Source organism: Vibrio sp. V09_P4A23P171, from assembly GCF_963875615.1.
Lineage (GTDB): Bacteria > Pseudomonadota > Gammaproteobacteria > Enterobacterales > Vibrionaceae > Vibrio > Vibrio anguillarum.
Genome location: NZ_CAWNMR010000066.1, coordinates 162,341 through 181,320, shown reverse-complemented (window position 1 = coordinate 181,320; position 18,980 = coordinate 162,341). Strand labels below are relative to the sequence as shown.

Here is an 18,980-nt window from a genome sequence, read left to right as displayed (position 1 = left end):
AGTATAAGCCATTTCTATTCATATCATCATTGCTCTATTATAGCCGAGTTGTAAAAGTGTGTTCTTTCTCATTACTGGAGTGTTTCGTGAAGCAAATAACCTCTGACGCGCATAGCAAGCGTCAATTGGCATTACTGATTTTGTTGGTTCTGTTTAGCCCGTTAGCGATTGATATTTATCTACCAGCTTTACCGCAAATTTCTCAAACGTTTCACGTGGAACACGCTTATGCACAAGATACGATTACTTGGTTTCTGTTTGCTATGGGAGTCGGTCAACTCTTTGCTGGCCCGCTAGCGGACAAACTCGGTCGTCGAACTGTTGCATTAGGAGGGATCAGTATTTATGCATTGAGTGCTTGCTTGGCGTGGGCCGCTCAAAGTATTGAATGGATGCTGATGGCTCGGCTACTACAAGGCTTCGGTGCGTGCGCGACATCGGTAGCGGCTTTTGCAACAGTTCGCGATATTTTTGGCCCACAACGTAGCGGCAAAATGATCAGCTACTTAAATGGTGCAATCTGTTTTATTCCTGCATTAGCGCCAATCCTTGGTAGTTGGTTAACTCAGCAATTTGGCTGGCGCAGTAACTTCAGCTTTATGGCTGGTTTTGCCGTGGTCGCGGGTTTAATGATGGTGGTTGGTATGAAAGAAACCAACCCGCAAGCCACCGAACAGCAAGCGTTCTTTAAGTTATCGCGTTACTGGTCCGTATTGAAAACACCATCTTTTCTCTTCCATGCTTCATTATGTATGTTAGCGATGGCGGTTATTTTAGCCTATGTCACTTCTGCCCCAGTGGTATTAATGGAAGGTTATGGATTGACCATGAATGAATTTACTTTCTGGTTTGGACTCAATGCCATCATTAATATCGTTGCTTGCCTGAGTGCGCCGAAATTTATGGATAGGTTTGGTACCCATATGGCGCTGGTGGTTGGAATTGGCACGTTATTGGTTGCGGGGACTACCATGGTCGCGCTGGCACAACAGAAAACGGCGATTGCCTTTATGCTGCCCATTTTTATGTCATCAATCGGTTTTGCTTGGATTCTGGGAGCGGCCGCAGGAAAAGCACTGGCGCCATTTGGTGACCGTGCGGGAACCGCCGCAGCACTGCTTGGTTTGTTTCAGATGAGTGGTGCTGGCCTGTTAGTTGGCACCATGCAGCGTGTTGGGTTAGAGCCTCAGATATTAATTGCACTGCAAATGTGGCTGATTGCGCCAGCGTTGTTTATCCTGTTTTCTAAAGCAGGGCGTTATTGGCATCAATTAGTGGTGAATTAATAAATTGTCACCTGCTGTTTTATATTCTTTTTAACGGGTGTATATTTAGTCACTTAATTATTTCAATTGCACTTTGGAAACGAAACAACAATGTCAATGACAACCTATGAAATGGCTCGAATTTGGGAACAACTCGACGAGTCTCCAGAAAAGGTCATGTTCGGAAAATTGCTGAATGAATTAGGCAACCAAAGTAGTGAGCGTATTCGCAGTGCCGCCAAACAAGTACCATTACCAGTTCTGCGTGATTTAGTCTTTCAGTTTCAACAAGTGATTGAAGCGCGTAAAGGCGAGCAAGTCGAAATCATGGCGAAGGAATTGGCAAAGCAGGGTATTTCGGCTGAAGAGCTTTTAACTTATCTGAACAAATAATTTATTATCAGTACCGATGCCATAGCCCGGAATTTAGTTTCGGGCTTTTTATTGCGTTATTGCGTGGTGTTTGCGGCTTCGGTGATTAAGGATTCACATTTCGGTTAATCGGGTTCTGCAAGGAAATAAGCGTCTCTGTGGATTGCACTTCATCAATTGCCTGTAATTTGTCGATCAGCACAAATTGTAATTCCTCAATCGAGCGGCACATTAACTTCACAAAAATATTATAGGCTCCTGTGGTGTAATAGGCTTCCACCACTTCATCCAGCGCATTGAGTTTGGCGAGCGCCGAATGGTAGTCTCGCGCGGCATTGAGATTGATACCGATAAAACAACACACGTCATAACCCAATTTTTTGGTATTGACGATCACTTCCGTACCCTGAATGATATCGGCCGATTTCATCTTTTCAATGCGAACATGGATAGTGGCAGGACTAACGTTGAACTGCTTGGCCATTTCTGCGTAGGGCGTGCGTGCATCGTCCATTAAAATTTTTAAAATGGCGCGGTCGAGTTCGTCCAGTTTAGCGGTAGTGGCTTGCATCACAGCATCCTTATCATTGAAATGGTTCGCTCAGTTTATCACTGGTCGTTGTTTCTCGTAAGCCGCCGTTTAAGAAAAGCGATAAGCTTTAGTCACGTCAGTGAAAATTGGGTAAACTCAAGCCTCCTCATTATTTCTTTTGTTTCGGAGTTAACTTGCAGCTACAACTGATTTGCGAAGTTCCTGCTCAGCAAGCACATTTGGATACATTAGCCGCGCGTTGGGGATTAAAACCATGCGCTGAGAGCCAATTTGCCTTGGTATTAACTCAGTATCGTCTTGAGTTGCGTAAACTGGATGAGCCTAAACTCGGCGCTATTTATGTCGATTTAGTCACGGGGGCGGTTGCTCACCGACGTAAATTTGGTGGCGGTAAAGGTCAGTCGATAGCCAAAGCTGCTGGACTAAACAAAGGAGCGACACCGACCGTGTTAGATGCAACGGCTGGGTTAGGTCGTGATGCTTTTGTGTTGGCCTCGCTCGGCTGTAAAGTGCAAATGGTCGAGCGGCATCCCGTTGTGGCCGCGCTGCTCGATGATGGTTTAGAGCGTGCCAAGCAAGATGCAGAGATTGGTGGCTGGGTAAGCGAGCGAATGTCGTTACTTCACGCTTCGAGTCATGATGCGCTCGAAAAACTGGCGCAAGATGAAGATTTTGTAAAGCCAGATGTGGTGTATCTTGACCCCATGTACCCGCACCCGGAAAGTAAAAAACAAACGGCTTTGGTAAAAAAGGAGATGCGCGTCTTTCAATTGCTGGTGGGCGCTGACTTGGATGCTGATGCATTATTAAATCCAGCCTTGAGTTTGGCGACCAAACGCGTGGTGGTGAAGCGTCCTGACTATGCCGATTGGTTAGACAAACAAAAGCCGAGTATGGCGATTGAAACCAAGAAAAATCGTTTTGATGTGTATGTGAAAGCGGCGATGATCTAACGCATTCAATACGTTAGCTTTGGCGAGAAAATCTCGTGGCCCATAGATGTAATTTAGTGCTTGCTTAATCGTGTTTGGAATTGTATATCTAACTAATAATTATTCCTATTCGTGATCGAGGCGTACATGAATAAGCGTTTATGCAAATTGAACCGACACGATATTACTAGCCAGCTTGGGGATATCCATCAGATTGTGGCTGCGCCAAAATTTCTTTGTCGCTCATGTGCTCGTTCATCATCGGATAAAAACACGCTGTGTAAGCCTGCTGCTATTCCGAGTGTATCGACAAAGCTTGTTTCGGAAGGGAAGAAACAACTGCGCTCTGGTACGTCAAATGGCATGACGGGCAAAGGTAAAAAGGCCGCCAAGCGATCGGAAAAACAGAACAAGAAAGCGTTAAAAAAACAAAAAAAAGTACTGAAGAAGTTAGAAAAAGTGCTGAAACAGCAGCAAAAACTGTTAAAGAAACACCCTGCATTACAAGTAAAGTTTGCCGATGTGAATCAACGAATTTCTTCGGTTAGTGAACGTTCACTACAACGGCAGATTCACTAAAAACAGATAGTTTACTAAAAATAGATGGTTTACTGAAAACAGATGGTGAGTTAAACCGAGCCACGATAGCCCCTTTTTCAACAACAAAGCCCGCGATGATTGCGGGCTTTGTTGTTTTTAACGCTCAGCCTGATTCAGTGAGTACGGCTGGCAGCGACTTTGCGCTTTACCCAAGTTTCATTGACCCACAGTGAGAACAAAATGATCACGCCGCCAATTGCAAGGCGCATTAAATCTACGTCGCGATTCCAAATCAGAATGTTCACCACTAATCCGGCGGGAACCAGCGCATTATTCATAATCGCTAATGCGCCTGCATTGACTAAACAGGCTCCTTTGTTCCACACGAAGTAACCAAGCCCAGAAGCAATTACCCCTAAGTAGATCAAAATACCCCATTGCAAAGAGGTAGTGGGCAGTTTTTCACTATTGCCAAACAGTAAAAATGCCACGCTTGCTACCACCAATGCACCTAAGTAGAAATAACCGAATACGCTGTGTTGCGCTAAAGTGATGGTCTCTTTTTCCATGACGTATTTATAAGCCACTTGGCCGATAGCAAAACAGAGGTTAGCTCCTTGCACCACCAAAAAACCCAGCAAAAAGTGCTCGTTTATTGCTGCAAATTTAATAAAAACGGCACCGATTACGGCAATGGCCGCCGTCACTAAGTACCACGGAGAAAAGCGGCCTTTCAGTAGATCGTAGATCAGCGTGACGTAGATTGGTGTAAACACCGTAAACAGCAAAACTTCAGGAACCGATAGCAGTAAAAATGATTGATAGTAGAAACAGTACATCAGGCCCAGTTGAATTCCACCAATGGTCATCAACTTAGCGATCAACGGAGCGGGAACGGTTTTAAACCTGATCAAAGGTAGAAATACTAAGCTCGCTAATGCAACGCGCATCCAAACCGCGAACCAAGAATCAACTTGACCGGCGAGATAAACGCCGATCAAGCTAAATGAAAATGCCCAAAGTAGGGTGACTGCAGAGAGATAGGCCATAACAAACAACGCTGAACAGTAAATAACCCGCAGTCTAACCGAGTTTTGGCTTGTCGTCAGTCGTGAAGTGGTATTACAAGCATGTCGACTGGCGAACAGTTAATCAGTTGCCGAGTGGATGAGAGTAACTTGCTCCAAAAATCTTGATGATGACCGCAGACCACCAAATCAACACTGAATTCAGCGATGGTTTCGCAGAGCTCATTACTGAGGTCGCCGCTGCCTACTAGTGTATGGCGGATAGGGTATTGCGCGTGTTCCGCTAAGGCTTGCAGCTGCTTTTGTGACGCTTCCATCGCGTGATGTTGAGTTTCTGCTAAATTGATATCAATGAGTCCGGTATACAGCTCGGCATAGTTGACATCAATGTGAATGAAAGAAACGTCAGCATCGAGTGGTTTTGCCAGTGCAACAGCTTTGTCGACTAAGAGTTTACTGTCTTCTGAAAGATCAATGGCAACCAAAATATGTTGATAACTCATTGTATTATCTCCTGATGGGGTACTGATTAAAGATTAGCACTGAGGCCGAGAGTTTTTTGTCGTCGTGATCTCATATCCGCATACCTGACTCAAAGTGTTATGGTGAGGTTCATGGTATAGTCAATTCAAATCGTTACATAAACTAGGAGTCGACATGTTGTCACAAGCTATGGTTGAAAAACTGAATGAACAAATTAATCTGGAATTTTTTTCATCCAATCTATACTTACAAATGAGTGCTTGGTGTGAAGATAAAGGATTTGAAGGTGCTGCCGAGTTTTTACGCGCTCATGCCGTAGAAGAAATGCAGCACATGCAGCGTTTATTCACCTACGTGAGTGAAACGGGTGCACTGCCTATCCTTGGTGCGATCGCAGCGCCAAAACATAAGTTTACGAGCCTTGGTGAAGTGTTTCGCGAAACTTATCAACATGAGCAGATGATTACTCAGCAGATTAATAAACTCGCTCATGCGGCGTTCACATCTCAAGACTACTCAACGTTTAACTTCCTTCAGTGGTACGTTGCGGAGCAACATGAAGAAGAGAAGTTGTTTAAAGGGATTTTAGATAAGCTAGAGCTTGTGGGTGATGATGGTAAGGCGCTGTTCTTCATCGACAAAGACCTAGCCGCAATGGCAAAAGCCGGCTCATCTTCTGTAATGGATACCCAAGCTGTGTAATCGCAGCAGAAAGAGTATGAAGCGATCGTCTTTTTCTTTGGGTTCTATGCAAAGGTGTAGGGAGGAAAAGATGATCACTGGGGATACAATTTTATTTGCGCTAATGCTGGTCACTGGGGTTAACCTAGTCAGGTATCTTACGGCGCTACGCTCACTTATTTACATCATGCGTGAAGCTCATCCATTGCTTTATCAACAAGTGGATGGCGGTGGCTTTTTTACCACTCACGGTAATGTCACCAAGCAGGTTCGTCTTTTCCACTATTTGAAAGGTAAAGAGTATCACCATCACCACGATCCCCTATTTACGGGCAAGTGTGATCGCGTTAGAGCGCTGTTTATCTTGTCGATGTCATTGCTGGCGGTGACAACCTTCGCGGCTTGCATCGTATAACTGAGCCAGTCATTGTATTGATTAAAGGAGCTATCGTGCTCCTTTTTTATCGTCTGTATAAAGTCATCGACTTATTTCTTCACTATTATGCATCTTCATTGTGCGGCGACTATTATTAGCAAGAGCAATCGAAAGGAGAAAAATAATGGATGAAAAAGCACTGCTCGCACGTTTGAATGAGTTACCTCGTATTCAACAAGTATTACAAGAACTACTCGAAATGGTTAATAAGGAAGAGGTCGATTTTGGTGCGCTCACAAAAAAAATTGCCATGGAACAAGTGTTGAGTGCGCGGCTGCTTCGCCTTGCAAATTCGGCACATTTTGGCGGAAGCCGCACAGTGGCCTCTATCAATGATGCGGTGATTCGTGTCGGAAGTGGCTCGGTGAGAACTATGGTGGTGGCATCGGTATTATCCAGTGCTTTTCCTAAAATTGACACCTTGGATCTGCAGCAATATTGGTCCGATACCTTTGAAATTGCCATTATCGCCAGCAAACTGGGGGCCGCTTGTAAACTCGATGCTAATAGCGTCTTTACTACCGGAATATTGCACAACATTGGCCAATTGATGATCCACACATTAGCGCCGCAAGAAGCGTTGAAAATTCGCCTTTGTGTTGATGCTGGTGAAGTTGAACTAGAAGCACAACAGCAAATCATCCATACCGATGCGAATGTACTGGGGGCGAAGCTAGCCAAAGCTTGGAAGTTTCCTGATGAGATGGTCGATGCGATCGCCTACTCTGCGCAGCCAGAAAAAGCGCAGCTTTCACCAAAACTTGCCCGTGTATTGCATTTTGCCCGTGATATCCACCATCAATGGGACATCCTGACCGAAAAAGAAAAACGCTTATTTCTGGCTGAGCACCCAGATGCTCGTGTACTGGCAATATCTGCCACATTTGCTGAAACAATTGACGCCGTTCGCGGAAAAGGGCGCGAGCTTGCCGAGCAGCTCGTCTAATACCGTCGCTGGTGGATTAACCTTGTCTTCACTCAATTAGTCGTTAAAATGTCCCCCATTGATAAGGATGTACGCCACCAGCGCTGCATCCTTTTTGTTTGTCATTAGGTGCGTGTGCGTCTAATTAAATGAAGGTGAAAGCATGAGTCAGTCGTTTGATGTTGTCGTTATTGGTGCTGGCGCCGCCGGGCTAATGTGCGCCGCGCAAGCTGGCCTGCGCGGGCGCAGCGTATGCGTTCTCGATCATGCCAAAAAGCCTGGCCGTAAAATTTTGATCTCAGGTGGCGGTCGCTGTAATTTCACCAATTATGAACTATCGGCCGCCAACTACTTATGCCGCAATCCCCATTTCGTTAAATCAGCGTTATCGCAGTACAGCCAGTGGGACTTTATCTCGCTGGTCAGTAAATACAATATTGCGTTTGAAGAGCGCGATCATGGCCAGCTCTTTTGCCTTGATTCGGCGAAGGACATCGTCAATATGTTGCTAAAAGAGTGCGATTTACCGACGGTCAAGCAGCGTTATCAAGTCGAGATTCAATCGATAGATAAGGTGCCAAACGGCTTTCAGCTCACCACCAATGACGGGCCGATCGAGTGCCAGTCATTGGTAGTCGCAACGGGCGGCTTGTCGATGCCCAAACTCGGCGCAACTCCTTTTGGTTACAAAATTGCAGAGCAGTTTGGACTGGCGGTGATCCCAACCACGGCCGGGCTCGTGCCTTTTACACTGCATAAACAAGATAAAGAAGATTTCGCCGAACTGGCCGGCATTGCCATTCCAACTGAAATCACTACTGAAGATGGCACTGTGTTTAAAGAAGCACTGCTGTTTACTCATCGTGGTTTATCTGGGCCAGCGGTGTTGCAAATTTCTTCTTACTGGAAAGCGGGGCAGAAGGTCAGTATCAACTTAGTGCCGGAAGTAGATATCGAGCGGCTATTGAATGAATCACGTGAAGCACACCCAAATCAAAGCTTAAAAAACACACTCGCGAAAGTACTGCCTAAGCGTTTGGTTGAAGTGCTGATTGAGCGTAAAGCTTTTGTCGATAAACCGCTCAAACAGTTAAACCCACACGAAATAACCGCTATCGCACACGACTTACAACATTGGCCGATTCTTCCCAATGGTACTGAAGGTTATCGCACAGCCGAAGTCACATTAGGTGGCGTAGACACCGATTGCCTCTCATCGAAAACCATGGAATGCAAATCGGTTTCTGGCCTCTATTTTATTGGTGAGGTAATGGATGTGACGGGCTGGCTTGGCGGCTATAATTTCCAATGGTGTTGGTCAAGCGGCTATGTCGCTGGACAGTGGGTGTAAGTGTGTAGAGAAGACCCAAAAGGGGTGACGAGGATCACCCCAAGGATACAAACTTTATTATCTCTACACAGTGCTTTCACGAACGGACTAGCCTGTCTCATTTGTAGGCGTTGATAGCCTCACTTGCCCGCAACGGGGCAAGGCGTTGTTCAAAGAAGGTCGGCTGGTTTTTGCACCAGACGCAATATCAGGAAAAATCTTCTTGCCCCTACATTACTCAAGCGAATGCGTCTGCATATCAAATGCTTGGTTCTTTGTACTTACCCTTTGATATCCAAAAATCATAACCATAAATCATAAAAAGTTCGCGCTATCCTTCTGCTTTTTGTTTACTCGAAGATTGAACATAGCAACGGCTTTTTCATGCTTATCACTTTTAGCTCAAAGCATGTGATTCGATATGCTGTAAAAGTATGAATAAATGTGCATTTTATTGAACCAGTAAACGGCTAAAAATTATATTCACAACGGATGTAAACTCATCTGGATGAAATCAATCTTCTACATTTACTCACAAATAAAGACATGACCTTTTACTCATCCTCACGTCCAATAAGATGCATCTCTATACATCATACCGCGGTGATAATATAGCGCCTTCCACTGTGCTGACTATGGTTCGCTTAGATATCGTTTGAACAAAGCCTAATTTTATAAGGATTTGAAATGAAAACATCTTTTACATTTACGGAGCCTCAAAGCTATTCCCTCGAACGGGCAACATCACTACAAGAACCATTCTTTGTTAAACAGGTAAAGAATGTACCAGTCAGTGCAACGCAAAGCGCTTTGGAGCTTCGCCAGCGCCGGGTAAAAGATATGGATGATAATCGGTTCCTCTCTGAACCGAGTGATAAAATTAACTTATTAAAACATGTGCAAGAGAAGCTATGCCAAGGGGTTACGCCTCAAGAACAACCAAGCGCCTTTGTTGTTACAGGGCAAATGGGCGCTGGGAAATCGACCGCGATAAAAGCATGTTCGTCACAGCTCAAGAATAACTGTGTGGTGGTTGATTATGATGAACTGAAAAAATACATTCCAGGTTATTCGGAGTTAGCAAGCAATGGGCACCCAAGCACGGTGTCAAACTGCCAACAAACGGCGTTGTTTCTCTGCGAAGGTTTAATAAAGTACGGACTTGAAAAAAAATTCAACATGGTGATACAACGCTCCATGTTAGATCAGCAACACTCAATATTACACGTTCTGGATGACTGTAAAAAACATGGCTTTAAGACTCATTTGACGGTGCTGGCCGTTGATAAGTCGTTAAGTATGATGGGGGTTTTCACAAGGTATGAGTCAGCACTTAAAAGAATTAGAGAAGGAAAGTTAGTCCCTGATGGTGCTAGAAGAACGCCATTGAACAAACATGATGAAGCCTATAGCGATATGGAAAGTGTCGAGAAGTTTCAAGAGCTTCTTCCATTATTAGATACGATCACTGTGACCTCAAGAGCGGGAATAGAGCTCTATACAGGAAGAAATCCTGACGAAATTGTCAAAGCTTTACAAGATGGTCGAACGGCTAGTAAAAACGATAAACATTTACAGATGGAGGCATTTAACACTCTAATCGGGCTAGTGCGGTATAACGTCCAATTCCCCAATTACGACTATAACTAAGTGGTCGATTCTGTCGAAACCTTTGACGTTTTAAGTCTAGGTACCCTCTGATAGGTCAGTGTATCTAGAGGCCGTTACCTGTACGTCAAGAATAAGTTTTGCGATAGAAGCCATCCTTAGCGATAAATGTCACTAAAAAGCACTGTCAAACCAATGGATAGTTTTTTAGAAAAAAGAAGAGCTGCACAGGTTAGCCCTTCTTTTTTGTTGTGTGGCAATGAGTTGCTTCTAGCTGGATTTATTTTGTTTATAGCGGTCAAAGATAACCGCCGCGAGCAAAATAGTTCCTCGCACTACGTATTGAGAAAAAGGTGACATATTCAGTAGATTCATCGCATTCTCTACCGTACCGAGGATGAGCACACCCGCAATAACGTAAGATACTTTACCTATCCCGCCTTTGAGCGATACCCCACCGAGCACACAAGCCGAGATGACCACTAACTCAAAACCGACGGAAGTCATCGGCTGACCGCTGGTCATACGCGCGGCTAAAATAACCCCAGCGAGCGCAGAGATAAAGCCAGAGATAGTGAAAATGATGATTTTAGTTTTTACGACGTTAACACCTGCTAATCGTGCGGCTTCTTCATTACCGCCAATCGCTAATGTATTGCGCCCATAAACCGTACGATTTAGCAAAAAGGCAAAAATAGCGAAGGTGACTATGGTTAACCAAATTGGCGTTGGGATACCAAGTAAAGAGGAGTTACCTAGGGTGAAGAAGTGTTCTTCAGTGATCCCAACCGCCTTACCGTCAGAGATGATATAACCAAGACCACGAGCGATTTGCATCGTTGCGAGAGTCGTTATCAGCGCATTGATCTGCAATTTGGCAATAACGAAGCCATTTAGCAAACCAAAGAGTACACCTGAAAGTAAGCCTGCGCCGATACCCAATACCACACTGCTGGTTGCGTTAATCGCCACCGCCGTGACTACGCCAGAGCAGGCAATAACCGAAGCAATCGAGAGATCTAAATCCCCGCAGGCTAGGCAAAAGAGCATGGCGCACGCAACCATGCCGCTCATGGAAATAGCCAGACCGAGCCCTTTCATATTAATGAATGTAGCAAAATAAGGGACAAATAAACTGCAAAGCAAAAATAGCCCAGCAAAGACCATCAGCATGCCGAACTTATCCCAGATGGAAGAGAACTTAAAAGAGCGAGTCGGGCTCTCGGTATTGTCTATTTTGGTTGAACTCGTTACAGCCATTAGGATATTCCTTTTTACGCAGCGACGTCGTTGCCAATCATGGCAAGACGTAACGCAGATTGTTCGTTAAATTCAGTTCGTGTTAATTCACCCGTTACTTTGCCATCTTTCATAACCAGTAATCGGTCAGCGATACCAAGCACTTCAGGCATGTCACTAGAGACAACTAAGACAGTCACGCCATTTTCTGCCAATTTGAAGATCAACTCGTATATCTCAGACTTAGCGCCAACATCAATGCCGCGCGTCGGCTCATCTAGCAAAATGACGCTCATATCGGTAGATAACCAACGACCAAGGATCACTTTTTGTTGATTGCCACCGGAGAGCTCGCCAATGGGTTGATCTAACGAAGCGGTTTTGACGTTTAATGACTGGTTTTGTTTGAGGGCATTGCTCGACTCCCACTGGAAGTTGATTAACCCGCCAAGCTTTAGATGCCATGGACGAGCGCTGATGTTGGTGTTTTCTTGCACCGATAAAATAGGCACGATACCGTCTGCTTTGCGATCTTCAGGGCATAAGGTAATGCCCGCCCGAATGGCATCTTCAGGTTTAGTAATCCGTATTTTTTGTCCGTGAAGATAAACATCGCCCGCGGTGGCTTTTTCTGCTCCGAAAATCAAACGGGTAAGTTCTGTTCTGCCCGCACCGACCAGACCAAACAAACCTAATATTTCGCCTTGCTTTATTTCTAGCGAGAGAGGAGCGGTGAGCCCTCTGCCCATCAGGTTTTTAATCGCTAATCCACTTTGACCAAGAGGACGAGAGCGGTAGTTGTAAATGTCATTGATTTCCCGGCCAACCATTAACTCAACCAAACGGTCATGAGTGAGAGTCGAAAGGTCATAACAGGTTTGCACATGGGTACCATCTTTGAAGATGGTGATTGCATCACACAGAGCGAATATTTCTTCCATACGATGAGAAACGTAAAGAATGATTTTGCCGTCGTCGCGCAATTCGCGGATCACTTTAAATAGGTTTTCAATTTCACGTTGAGACAAGCTACTGGTTGGTTCGTCAAAAGCGATGATGTGTGCATTGCGACTTAGCGCTTTGGCAATTTCAACCATTTGCCACTGACCAATAGAAAACTCTTTTAATGGGCGAGAGGGGTCAAAATTTTCCCCCAAGCGCAATAACTGTTTACGTGCGTTACGATTGAGGGTTTCGGTATCGACCCGGCCATGTTTAGTGGGAAGTTGCCCTAAGAAAATGTTTTCTGCCACGCTGAGTTCAGGAACCAAATTAAGCTCTTGATAAATAATGGCGATACCTTGCTCTAATGCGTCAACCGTTGATTGAAATGTTACTGGATGCCCATCAATGAGCAGCTTGCCGTGGGTGGGTTGATGCAGCCCGCTTAGCGTTTTCAATAGGGTCGATTTCCCGGCCCCATTCTCTCCCATTAAGGCATGAACACTACCACTGTTAACGCGAAAGCTAATGTCGGTCAGTGCCTTAACACCCGTAAAGTGTTTTGATATTTGGCAAAACTCTAGGCAAGAGTGTGAAGCTGCCATAGTCTGTACTCCTGTTTACTTCGCGAAAGCGGTACGAAAAAGCTGTACCGCTTTTAGCCATTGACGACGAACGCCTTACAGGCCTTTCTTCGCCAGTTCTGCTTCGTAGTTGTCGCGAGTAATTAAGACAACGTCCGTCACTTCAACGAATTTTTGTGGTTCAACACCGTCTTTCACCCATTTATAGAGTGATTCGATGCTTTTGAAGCCGTGTACATCTGGGCTCGGTAAAAGAGAACCATAGAACCCTGTTGGTTTCGATTTAGCTAATTCACTGACAGCATCGACGCCATTAATGCCAACACCAATCACATTACTTGCGTTAAACCCTTGTCCTTCTGTCGCACGAACGCCGCCGAGAACGGTATTGTCGTTCATACCGACGATAAGCCACTGCTTGACCATTGGGTATTGCACCAGTAGCGAGTTTGCTGCATCCAGAGCGCCAGGGATGTCATTTGCTTTGGTTGGCACGCGGTAAATTTGGTTGGATGGGAAACCCGCTTCTTTCAGTGCCTTAATCGAACCATCGACACGACGACGCGCAGTATCCAGCTCGTCTGCGGTTATGGCCATAACACCCGTTGTTGCGGTATCCCAGTTACGTTTTGTCATCTCTTTGTACAGTTCAGAACCTTGGCGATAACCAATTTCACTGGCAGCCATCATCACCAAAGGCACGTTTGTCATCGGTTCGCCTTTCGCATTAAGGAACTGGTCATCAACCGTGATGACTTTCAAATCGTAGCTTTTTGCTTTAGCCATAATTGCAGGCCCAAGCTTAGGGTCAGGTGTGCAGATGACAAAACCTTTGGCGCCACTTGCCGCTAGCGTATCGATAGCGTTCAGTGTTTTTTCTCCATCAGGCACCGCCATTTTGATCACTTCAAAGTTATATTGCTTACCGGCTTGCTCAGCAAAATTCCATTCTGTTTGGAACCAAGGCTCTTCAGGTTGTTTTACCAAATAACCTAATTTGAGTTCATCGTTGCTACCGAAAAAGGCATTAGCAGAAATACTGAATAATGCGGTTCCGGTGAGTATTGCGGCAGCGAGTGTGGTTTTTATGCTTTTCATCTTATTTGTCCGTCCACTGGTAGGGTTGTTTCATCTCCATACTTAAGGAAGTTGACGAGCTTTGAAGTGATGAAAATCACAGCAGAAAAATGTAGCGTTTTTGTCCATTTATGTAGCGAGGTAGGGCATGAAGTACCTCTCACTTTTTATAGTTTTATGTGTTTAATTTTATATATTCATCGGCTATTTAGCGTTTTTATGCGCTTTTTTTTCTGGAAAAAAGCTGAAGTGATGATTTTAAAACCATTAGCACAGAATGAGTGTGTCGACTAATTTATCCATATTTTTAGCTATTGGGTTCATGGTGATATTGACGTAAGACCGTTATAAAAATAGGCAGTTAATCGGTCTGATGTGGAGTGACCATGAATAATTTGAATATAGATTCACCTTACGTGATCGGCTTAGATTTTGGCTCTGATTCTGTACGAGCTTTATTGGTGAATGCTCGCAATGGTGAAGAGGTTGCGTCTGGCGTGGCAAACTACCCAAGGTGGGCAAAAGGACAATACAGCGACTCGAACCAATCTCAATTTCGTCATCATCCTCTTGATTATATTGAGTCTCTGACCATTGCTGTCCGAGAAACGTTGGCGCAGGTTTCCACGGAGATCGCACAATCTGTTGTTGGCATTGGCGTGGACAGTACGGGTTCGACTCCAGCCCCTATCGATAAAGAGGGCAATGTGTTGGCGTTGCTTCCTGAGTTTGAGCATAACCCCAACGCCATGTTTATCTTATGGAAAGATCATACTTCCGTGACCAAAGCGGAACGCATTAATGAGCTGGCCCATTCACACACTTTTCCAGACTACACCAAATACATCGGGGGATTGTATTCATCGGAGTGGTTTTGGGCGAAAGCCGCGTGGGTAGCGGAACAAGATGCAGGGCTTGTTCCTTATATCCATAGCTGGGTTGAGTTGTGTGATTGGGTTCCAGCTCTCCTTGCAGGGTGTCAGCATCCTACAAATTTACGCCGCGGTATGTGTGCTGCAGGGCATAAAGCGATGTGGCATGAAAGCTGGGGCGGTTTACCTTCGCAAGATTTTTTATCGGCCATTTCTCCCACGCTCGATGGCATGCGAGATCGAATGTTTACTGAGGTATACACCTCAGACCAATTAGCTGGGCATCTGAGTGCGGAGTGGGCGCAGCGGTTAGGCTTACCAGAGGGAATTGCCATTGCTATTGGTGCTTTTGATTGCCATATGGGCGCGGTAGGCGCGGGCGCGGGCGAACATGACTTAGTGAAAGTTATTGGTACGTCAACATGCGATATTTTGATGGTGGATGCACAAAGTATCGGTGATCGAACCATTCATGGAATATGTGGCCAAGTCGCGGGTAGTGCGATGCCAGACTTAATGGCACTGGAGGCTGGGCAATCAGCATTTGGTGATATTTATGCTTGGTACAAACGTGTGATGTTGTGGCCAATCGTACAACTGGCTAAGCAAAACCCACAATTAGGGATTGATCTGGACGCCGCTGAGGCCTTGTTAATTCCTCAACTTACGGTGGAAGCACAGTCAAAACGTCTGCAACTGGAAACGCCTCTTGCTTTAGATTGGCATAACGGGCGGCGAACGCCTTATGCCAATCAACGTCTCAAGGGCGCAATCACGGGGCTGAATTTAGGCTCTAGTGCACCAGATATCTTTGCATCACTGGTGGAATCAACGGCTCATGGCGCGAAATCAATCGTCGATTGTTTCGTTGAGCAAGGTGTCGAAGTGAAACGTGTCATCGCCATTGGCGGAATTTCTCAGAAGTCACCATTTGTGATGCAAACCTGTGCCAATGTCATTGGGCGAGAAATCGCCGTTGTCGCTTCAGAGCAGTGTTGTGCATTAGGTGCGGCCATTTTTGCAGCTGTTGCGGCCGGGGTTTATAGCGATGCAGAGCAAGCTCAAACTCAAATGGCGAGCCCAATCTGCGATGTTTACTACCCAGATGCTGACACCAAAGGGATGAGCGAATGGCGTTACCACGCTTATCGCCAGTTAGGGCAGCAGATCGAACAATTTTCTGAATTCTTGTTGGCACAGGAGTGTACTGATGAGTGTTAAGACTTCTCTAGGCTTCGATTTAGCGAGCGACCCACAAGCAAAGCAACGTCTGAGTGAGCTTCGGCAGCAAGTATGGCAAGCCAATATGGCGCTACAGACCCACGGTTTAGTTACCTTTACTTGGGGCAATGTATCAGGCATTGACCGCTTAACAGGGTTAGTTGTGATTAAGCCAAGTGGCGTCGAATACGAAGCACTCAATGCCGGCAATATGGTGGTGGTTGATCTGAATGGCTTGGTTGTCGAGGGCGATCTTAAACCCTCTTCTGACACGGCTACCCATTTGGCTTTATATCGCGCTTACCCAGAGCTTGGCGGCATTGTGCACACGCATTCTCCTCATGCCACCTCTTGGGCTCAAGCAGGTAAAGCCATCCCAGCATTGGGTACTACTCATGCTGACTATTTCTACGGCAGCATTCCCTGTACTCGTCCCTTGACCAATGCCGAAATCGCAACCGACTACGAACATCATACAGGCAAGGTCATCATTGAAGCGATCAGTGGTGGTGAAGTGTTGGCCATTCCTGGGGTTATTGTTAATGAACACGGCCCATTCAGCTGGGGTAAGGATGCGGATCACGCCGTTCATAACTCAGTTGTCATGGAGGTTGTCGCCAAAATGGCGCTGCAAACTTTGCAGATCAACCCTCAAGTGACATTCATCAATCAAGCCCTACTGGATAAACATTACTTACGTAAACACGGAGCTAATGCTTATTACGGTCAAAGTAATGTAAAAAATAAATAAGGGATAACAATGAACACGTTTACCAATCAACAAGTGTGGTTTGTCACTGGGTCGCAGCACCTTTACGGACCTCAAGTATTACAAAATGTCGCGCAAAATAGCCAAGAAATTATCCATGGTTTAAATCAATCTCCAGCCATTTCGGTTCCTTTGGTGAACAAAGGTACAGTGAAGACGCCAGATGAGATATTAGAGGTTTGTCGCCAAGCCAATAATGATGATTCATGTATTGGTCTCGTGCTTTGGATGCACACATTCTCGCCTGCAAAAATGTGGATTTCAGGGTTAAGTCAGCTCAACAAGCCGTTCTTGCATCTTCATACTCAATTCAATGCGGCCCTGCCTTGGGATGAAATTGATATGGGTTTTATGAACCTAAATCAAAGTGCTCATGGCTGTCGTGAGTTTGGTTTTATTGGCACGCGACTGGGGATTGATCGAAAAGTAGTCGTGGGGCATTGGGAGAGCCCGATTGTTCACCAACAGGTGGATGATTGGTGCCGTGCAGCGATTGCTATTCATGAAGGGAAGTCGCTTAAAGTAGCGCGTTTTGGCGACAACATGCGTCAAGTCGCGGTGACGGAAGGAAACAAAGTCTCTGCGCAAATTCAATTTGGTTATGAAGTTCATGGCTATGGTTTGGGTGAGCTGAGCGAGAGCGTCAATCAAGTTTCAGACAGTGATGCTAAGGCTTTAATGGATGAATACGCGTCTTGCTACACCATGAGCCCTGAACTTTTCAAAGACAGCGCAAGTATCAATATTCTAACCCAAGAAGCGAAGTTGGAATTGGGTATGCTGCGTTTCTTGCATTCCGTGGGCGCGAAGGCATTCACCAACACCTTTGAAAATTTATCGGGTATTTCGAACTTGCCGGGCTTGGCCACACAACGCTTGATGGAAAAAGGCTTCGGGTACGGTGGTGAGGGGGATTGGAAGACCGCAGCGATGACTCGCATCATGAAAGTGATGGGGCAAGGCCGAGTGGGCGGAACATCGTTCATGGAAGACTACACCTACAACTTTGGTCAGCAAAGCCAAGTGCTCGGCGCTCATATGCTGGAAGTTTGCCCTTCCATTGCTCAAGACAAGCCAAAGATTGAAATTCATCGTCACACTATTGGCTGCAAATGCGATATTGCTCGTATGATGTTCAGCGGAAAAGCGGGGCCTGCGGTAAACGTATCTTTGATTGATCTTGGAAATCGCTTTCGCATGATAGTCAATACGGTCGATACTCAAGCTCCACCACAATCGCTACCTAAATTACCCGTGGCGCATGCGTTATGGACGCCGCAACCCAACCTTGAGACGGCAGCCGCAGCATGGATCCATGCGGGTGGCGCGCATCATACCGTATACAGCCAAGCGGTGAGCGTTGAGATGTTAGCGGATTATGCCGAAATGGCGGGGATCGAAATGGTATTAATCGATAACCAAACCTCCTTGTATCCATTCAAGTCCGCACTCAAAACAAACAGCGTTTATTACCGTTTATCTTCAGGTATTTAAACCCGCTGAGCACTCCCTCATCTGAGGGAGTGCTCATTAAGCTATGGTGTGAACATGAATGCTCTTCCTTTATCCACTGGCTTACCATTACTGCGTTATAAAGAGTGGTATTTGGAATTAAAAGCCGATACACCCGATCAATTTCAGCTGTGTTGTGAGGATAAACCTGTATTCGTTGGGCAGCTTGAGCTGATCAACAATGGGCTTATCATTGATATGTGCTCTGTGGTTTGGCATTTCAGATCTAAGCAAAACCATTTAGAGCAGTGGTGCAACATTCAGCTTAACGAAACACTCTCATTGAGTATGACTTACACCTTTTTTCAAGGAGCATTGGTGATTGATTATCTTGCGCGAAATAGCATCCCAACTCGGCTTGATATTCGACATCACATTACTCAAACAGACGTTAGCCACCAACTGGCCACGCAACCTGAAGACATCATCTCTTCGATTAAAGGTTGGCAAAGAAAACGTAATGACCAACCCAGTGAATACTTAATCGAACCCGTAGGACATGGCTTCTGTGAGGCTTTTTCTGCGACACAATGGATAGTCTTAGATGAAAAGTGTGAACTGAAAAATCGTACTTAACGAAGAGGTTGCTTACACTACACGTAAATTACAGT

Annotated in this window: 19 protein-coding genes; 13 read left to right on the top strand and 6 right to left on the bottom strand. The window is 45.5% G+C overall.

Annotation, left to right across the window (positions count from 1 at the left end):
- The first annotated feature begins 86 nt into the window (after positions 1–86).
- Positions 87–1,286, top strand: coding sequence for a multidrug effflux MFS transporter (locus AACT23_RS15920; protein WP_255211873.1), 1,200 nt, complete (start codon positions 87–89; stop codon positions 1,284–1,286).
- A gap of 90 nt (positions 1,287–1,376) precedes the next feature.
- Positions 1,377–1,658 (top strand): H-NS-like global regulator TsrA, encoded by a 282-nt coding sequence (gene tsrA, locus AACT23_RS15915; RefSeq protein ID WP_017044523.1) that lies wholly within the window; start codon positions 1,377–1,379, stop codon positions 1,656–1,658.
- A gap of 85 nt (positions 1,659–1,743) precedes the next feature.
- Here the strand turns inward: tsrA and asnC are convergent, their stop codons facing one another.
- Positions 1,744–2,208: a transcriptional regulator AsnC gene (gene asnC / locus AACT23_RS15910; protein ID WP_010319577.1), complete on the bottom strand. Its 465-nt coding sequence runs from the start codon at positions 2,206–2,208 to the stop codon at positions 1,744–1,746.
- A 155-nt stretch (positions 2,209–2,363) separates the two neighbouring features.
- On the opposite strand from asnC, the gene AACT23_RS15905 reads away from it, so the two are divergent.
- Together AACT23_RS15905 and AACT23_RS15900 are read left to right on the top strand one after the other, a co-directional pair.
- Positions 2,364–3,143: a class I SAM-dependent methyltransferase gene (locus AACT23_RS15905; protein WP_094127943.1), complete on the top strand. Its 780-nt coding sequence runs from the start codon at positions 2,364–2,366 to the stop codon at positions 3,141–3,143.
- Between the two features lie 111 nt (positions 3,144–3,254).
- Positions 3,255–3,701, top strand: a complete 447-nt coding sequence (locus AACT23_RS15900) for a hypothetical protein (protein WP_094127941.1) — start codon at positions 3,255–3,257, stop codon at positions 3,699–3,701.
- 134 nt (positions 3,702–3,835) lie between these two features.
- Here AACT23_RS15900 and AACT23_RS15895 read toward each other — a convergent pair whose 3' ends face one another.
- Positions 3,836–4,711 (bottom strand): carboxylate/amino acid/amine transporter, encoded by an 876-nt coding sequence (locus AACT23_RS15895; protein WP_026028253.1) that lies wholly within the window; start codon positions 4,709–4,711, stop codon positions 3,836–3,838.
- 56 nt (positions 4,712–4,767) lie between these two features.
- Positions 4,768–5,193, bottom strand: a complete 426-nt coding sequence (locus AACT23_RS15890; RefSeq protein ID WP_010319581.1) for a universal stress protein — start codon at positions 5,191–5,193, stop codon at positions 4,768–4,770.
- Between the two features lie 154 nt (positions 5,194–5,347).
- Here AACT23_RS15890 and ftnA point away from each other — a divergent pair, with 154 nt between their 5' ends.
- The 5 genes from ftnA to AACT23_RS15865 all read left to right on the top strand — a co-directional run bounded on the left by ftnA (position 5,348) and on the right by AACT23_RS15865 (position 10,195).
- Entirely contained in the window at positions 5,348–5,875 is a 528-nt protein-coding gene (gene ftnA / locus AACT23_RS15885) for a non-heme ferritin (protein ID WP_013855622.1), read from the top strand.
- Between the two features lie 70 nt (positions 5,876–5,945).
- Positions 5,946–6,269, top strand: coding sequence for a universal stress protein UspB (uspB, locus tag AACT23_RS15880; RefSeq protein ID WP_010319583.1), 324 nt, complete (start codon positions 5,946–5,948; stop codon positions 6,267–6,269).
- 145 nt (positions 6,270–6,414) lie between these two features.
- The gene (locus tag AACT23_RS15875; protein ID WP_019282127.1) at positions 6,415–7,236 is read left to right on the top strand and encodes an HDOD domain-containing protein; all 822 of its coding nucleotides are present in this window, start codon (positions 6,415–6,417) and stop codon (positions 7,234–7,236) included.
- A gap of 142 nt (positions 7,237–7,378) precedes the next feature.
- A complete protein-coding gene (locus AACT23_RS15870) occupies positions 7,379–8,566 on the top strand; it encodes an NAD(P)/FAD-dependent oxidoreductase (protein ID WP_088733017.1) in 1,188 nt (395 codons plus the stop codon).
- A 666-nt stretch (positions 8,567–9,232) separates the two neighbouring features.
- Positions 9,233–10,195, top strand: coding sequence for a zeta toxin family protein (locus AACT23_RS15865; protein WP_094127939.1), 963 nt, complete (start codon positions 9,233–9,235; stop codon positions 10,193–10,195).
- Between the two features lie 228 nt (positions 10,196–10,423).
- Here AACT23_RS15865 and araH read toward each other — a convergent pair whose 3' ends face one another.
- The 3 genes from araH to AACT23_RS15850 form a co-directional block, all read right to left on the bottom strand.
- The gene (gene araH / locus AACT23_RS15860; RefSeq protein ID WP_013855627.1) at positions 10,424–11,413 is read right to left on the bottom strand and encodes an L-arabinose ABC transporter permease AraH; all 990 of its coding nucleotides are present in this window, start codon (positions 11,411–11,413) and stop codon (positions 10,424–10,426) included.
- A 14-nt stretch (positions 11,414–11,427) separates the two neighbouring features.
- Positions 11,428–12,939, bottom strand: coding sequence for an L-arabinose ABC transporter ATP-binding protein AraG (gene araG, locus AACT23_RS15855; RefSeq protein ID WP_013855628.1), 1,512 nt, complete (start codon positions 12,937–12,939; stop codon positions 11,428–11,430).
- Between the two features lie 75 nt (positions 12,940–13,014).
- Complete coding sequence (locus tag AACT23_RS15850) at positions 13,015–14,016, bottom strand: arabinose ABC transporter substrate-binding protein (protein WP_047690318.1); 1,002 nt, start codon at positions 14,014–14,016, stop codon at positions 13,015–13,017.
- Positions 14,017–14,381: 365 nt separating this feature from the next.
- On the opposite strand from AACT23_RS15850, the gene AACT23_RS15845 reads away from it, so the two are divergent.
- From AACT23_RS15845 to AACT23_RS15830, 4 genes are read left to right on the top strand one after another with little or no spacing between them, the layout of a single operon-like run.
- Entirely contained in the window at positions 14,382–16,088 is a 1,707-nt protein-coding gene (locus AACT23_RS15845) for a ribulokinase (RefSeq protein WP_176428643.1), read from the top strand.
- Positions 16,078–16,839 (top strand): L-ribulose-5-phosphate 4-epimerase, encoded by a 762-nt coding sequence (locus AACT23_RS15840; protein WP_094127931.1) that lies wholly within the window; start codon positions 16,078–16,080, stop codon positions 16,837–16,839. The genes AACT23_RS15845 and AACT23_RS15840 overlap by 11 nt, the downstream gene beginning before the upstream one ends.
- A 9-nt stretch (positions 16,840–16,848) precedes the next feature.
- Entirely contained in the window at positions 16,849–18,351 is a 1,503-nt protein-coding gene (araA, locus tag AACT23_RS15835) for an L-arabinose isomerase (protein ID WP_094127928.1), read from the top strand.
- 54 nt (positions 18,352–18,405) lie between these two features.
- A complete protein-coding gene (locus AACT23_RS15830; RefSeq protein WP_094127924.1) occupies positions 18,406–18,945 on the top strand; it encodes a hypothetical protein in 540 nt (179 codons plus the stop codon).
- The last annotated feature ends 35 nt before the right edge of the window (positions 18,946–18,980 follow it).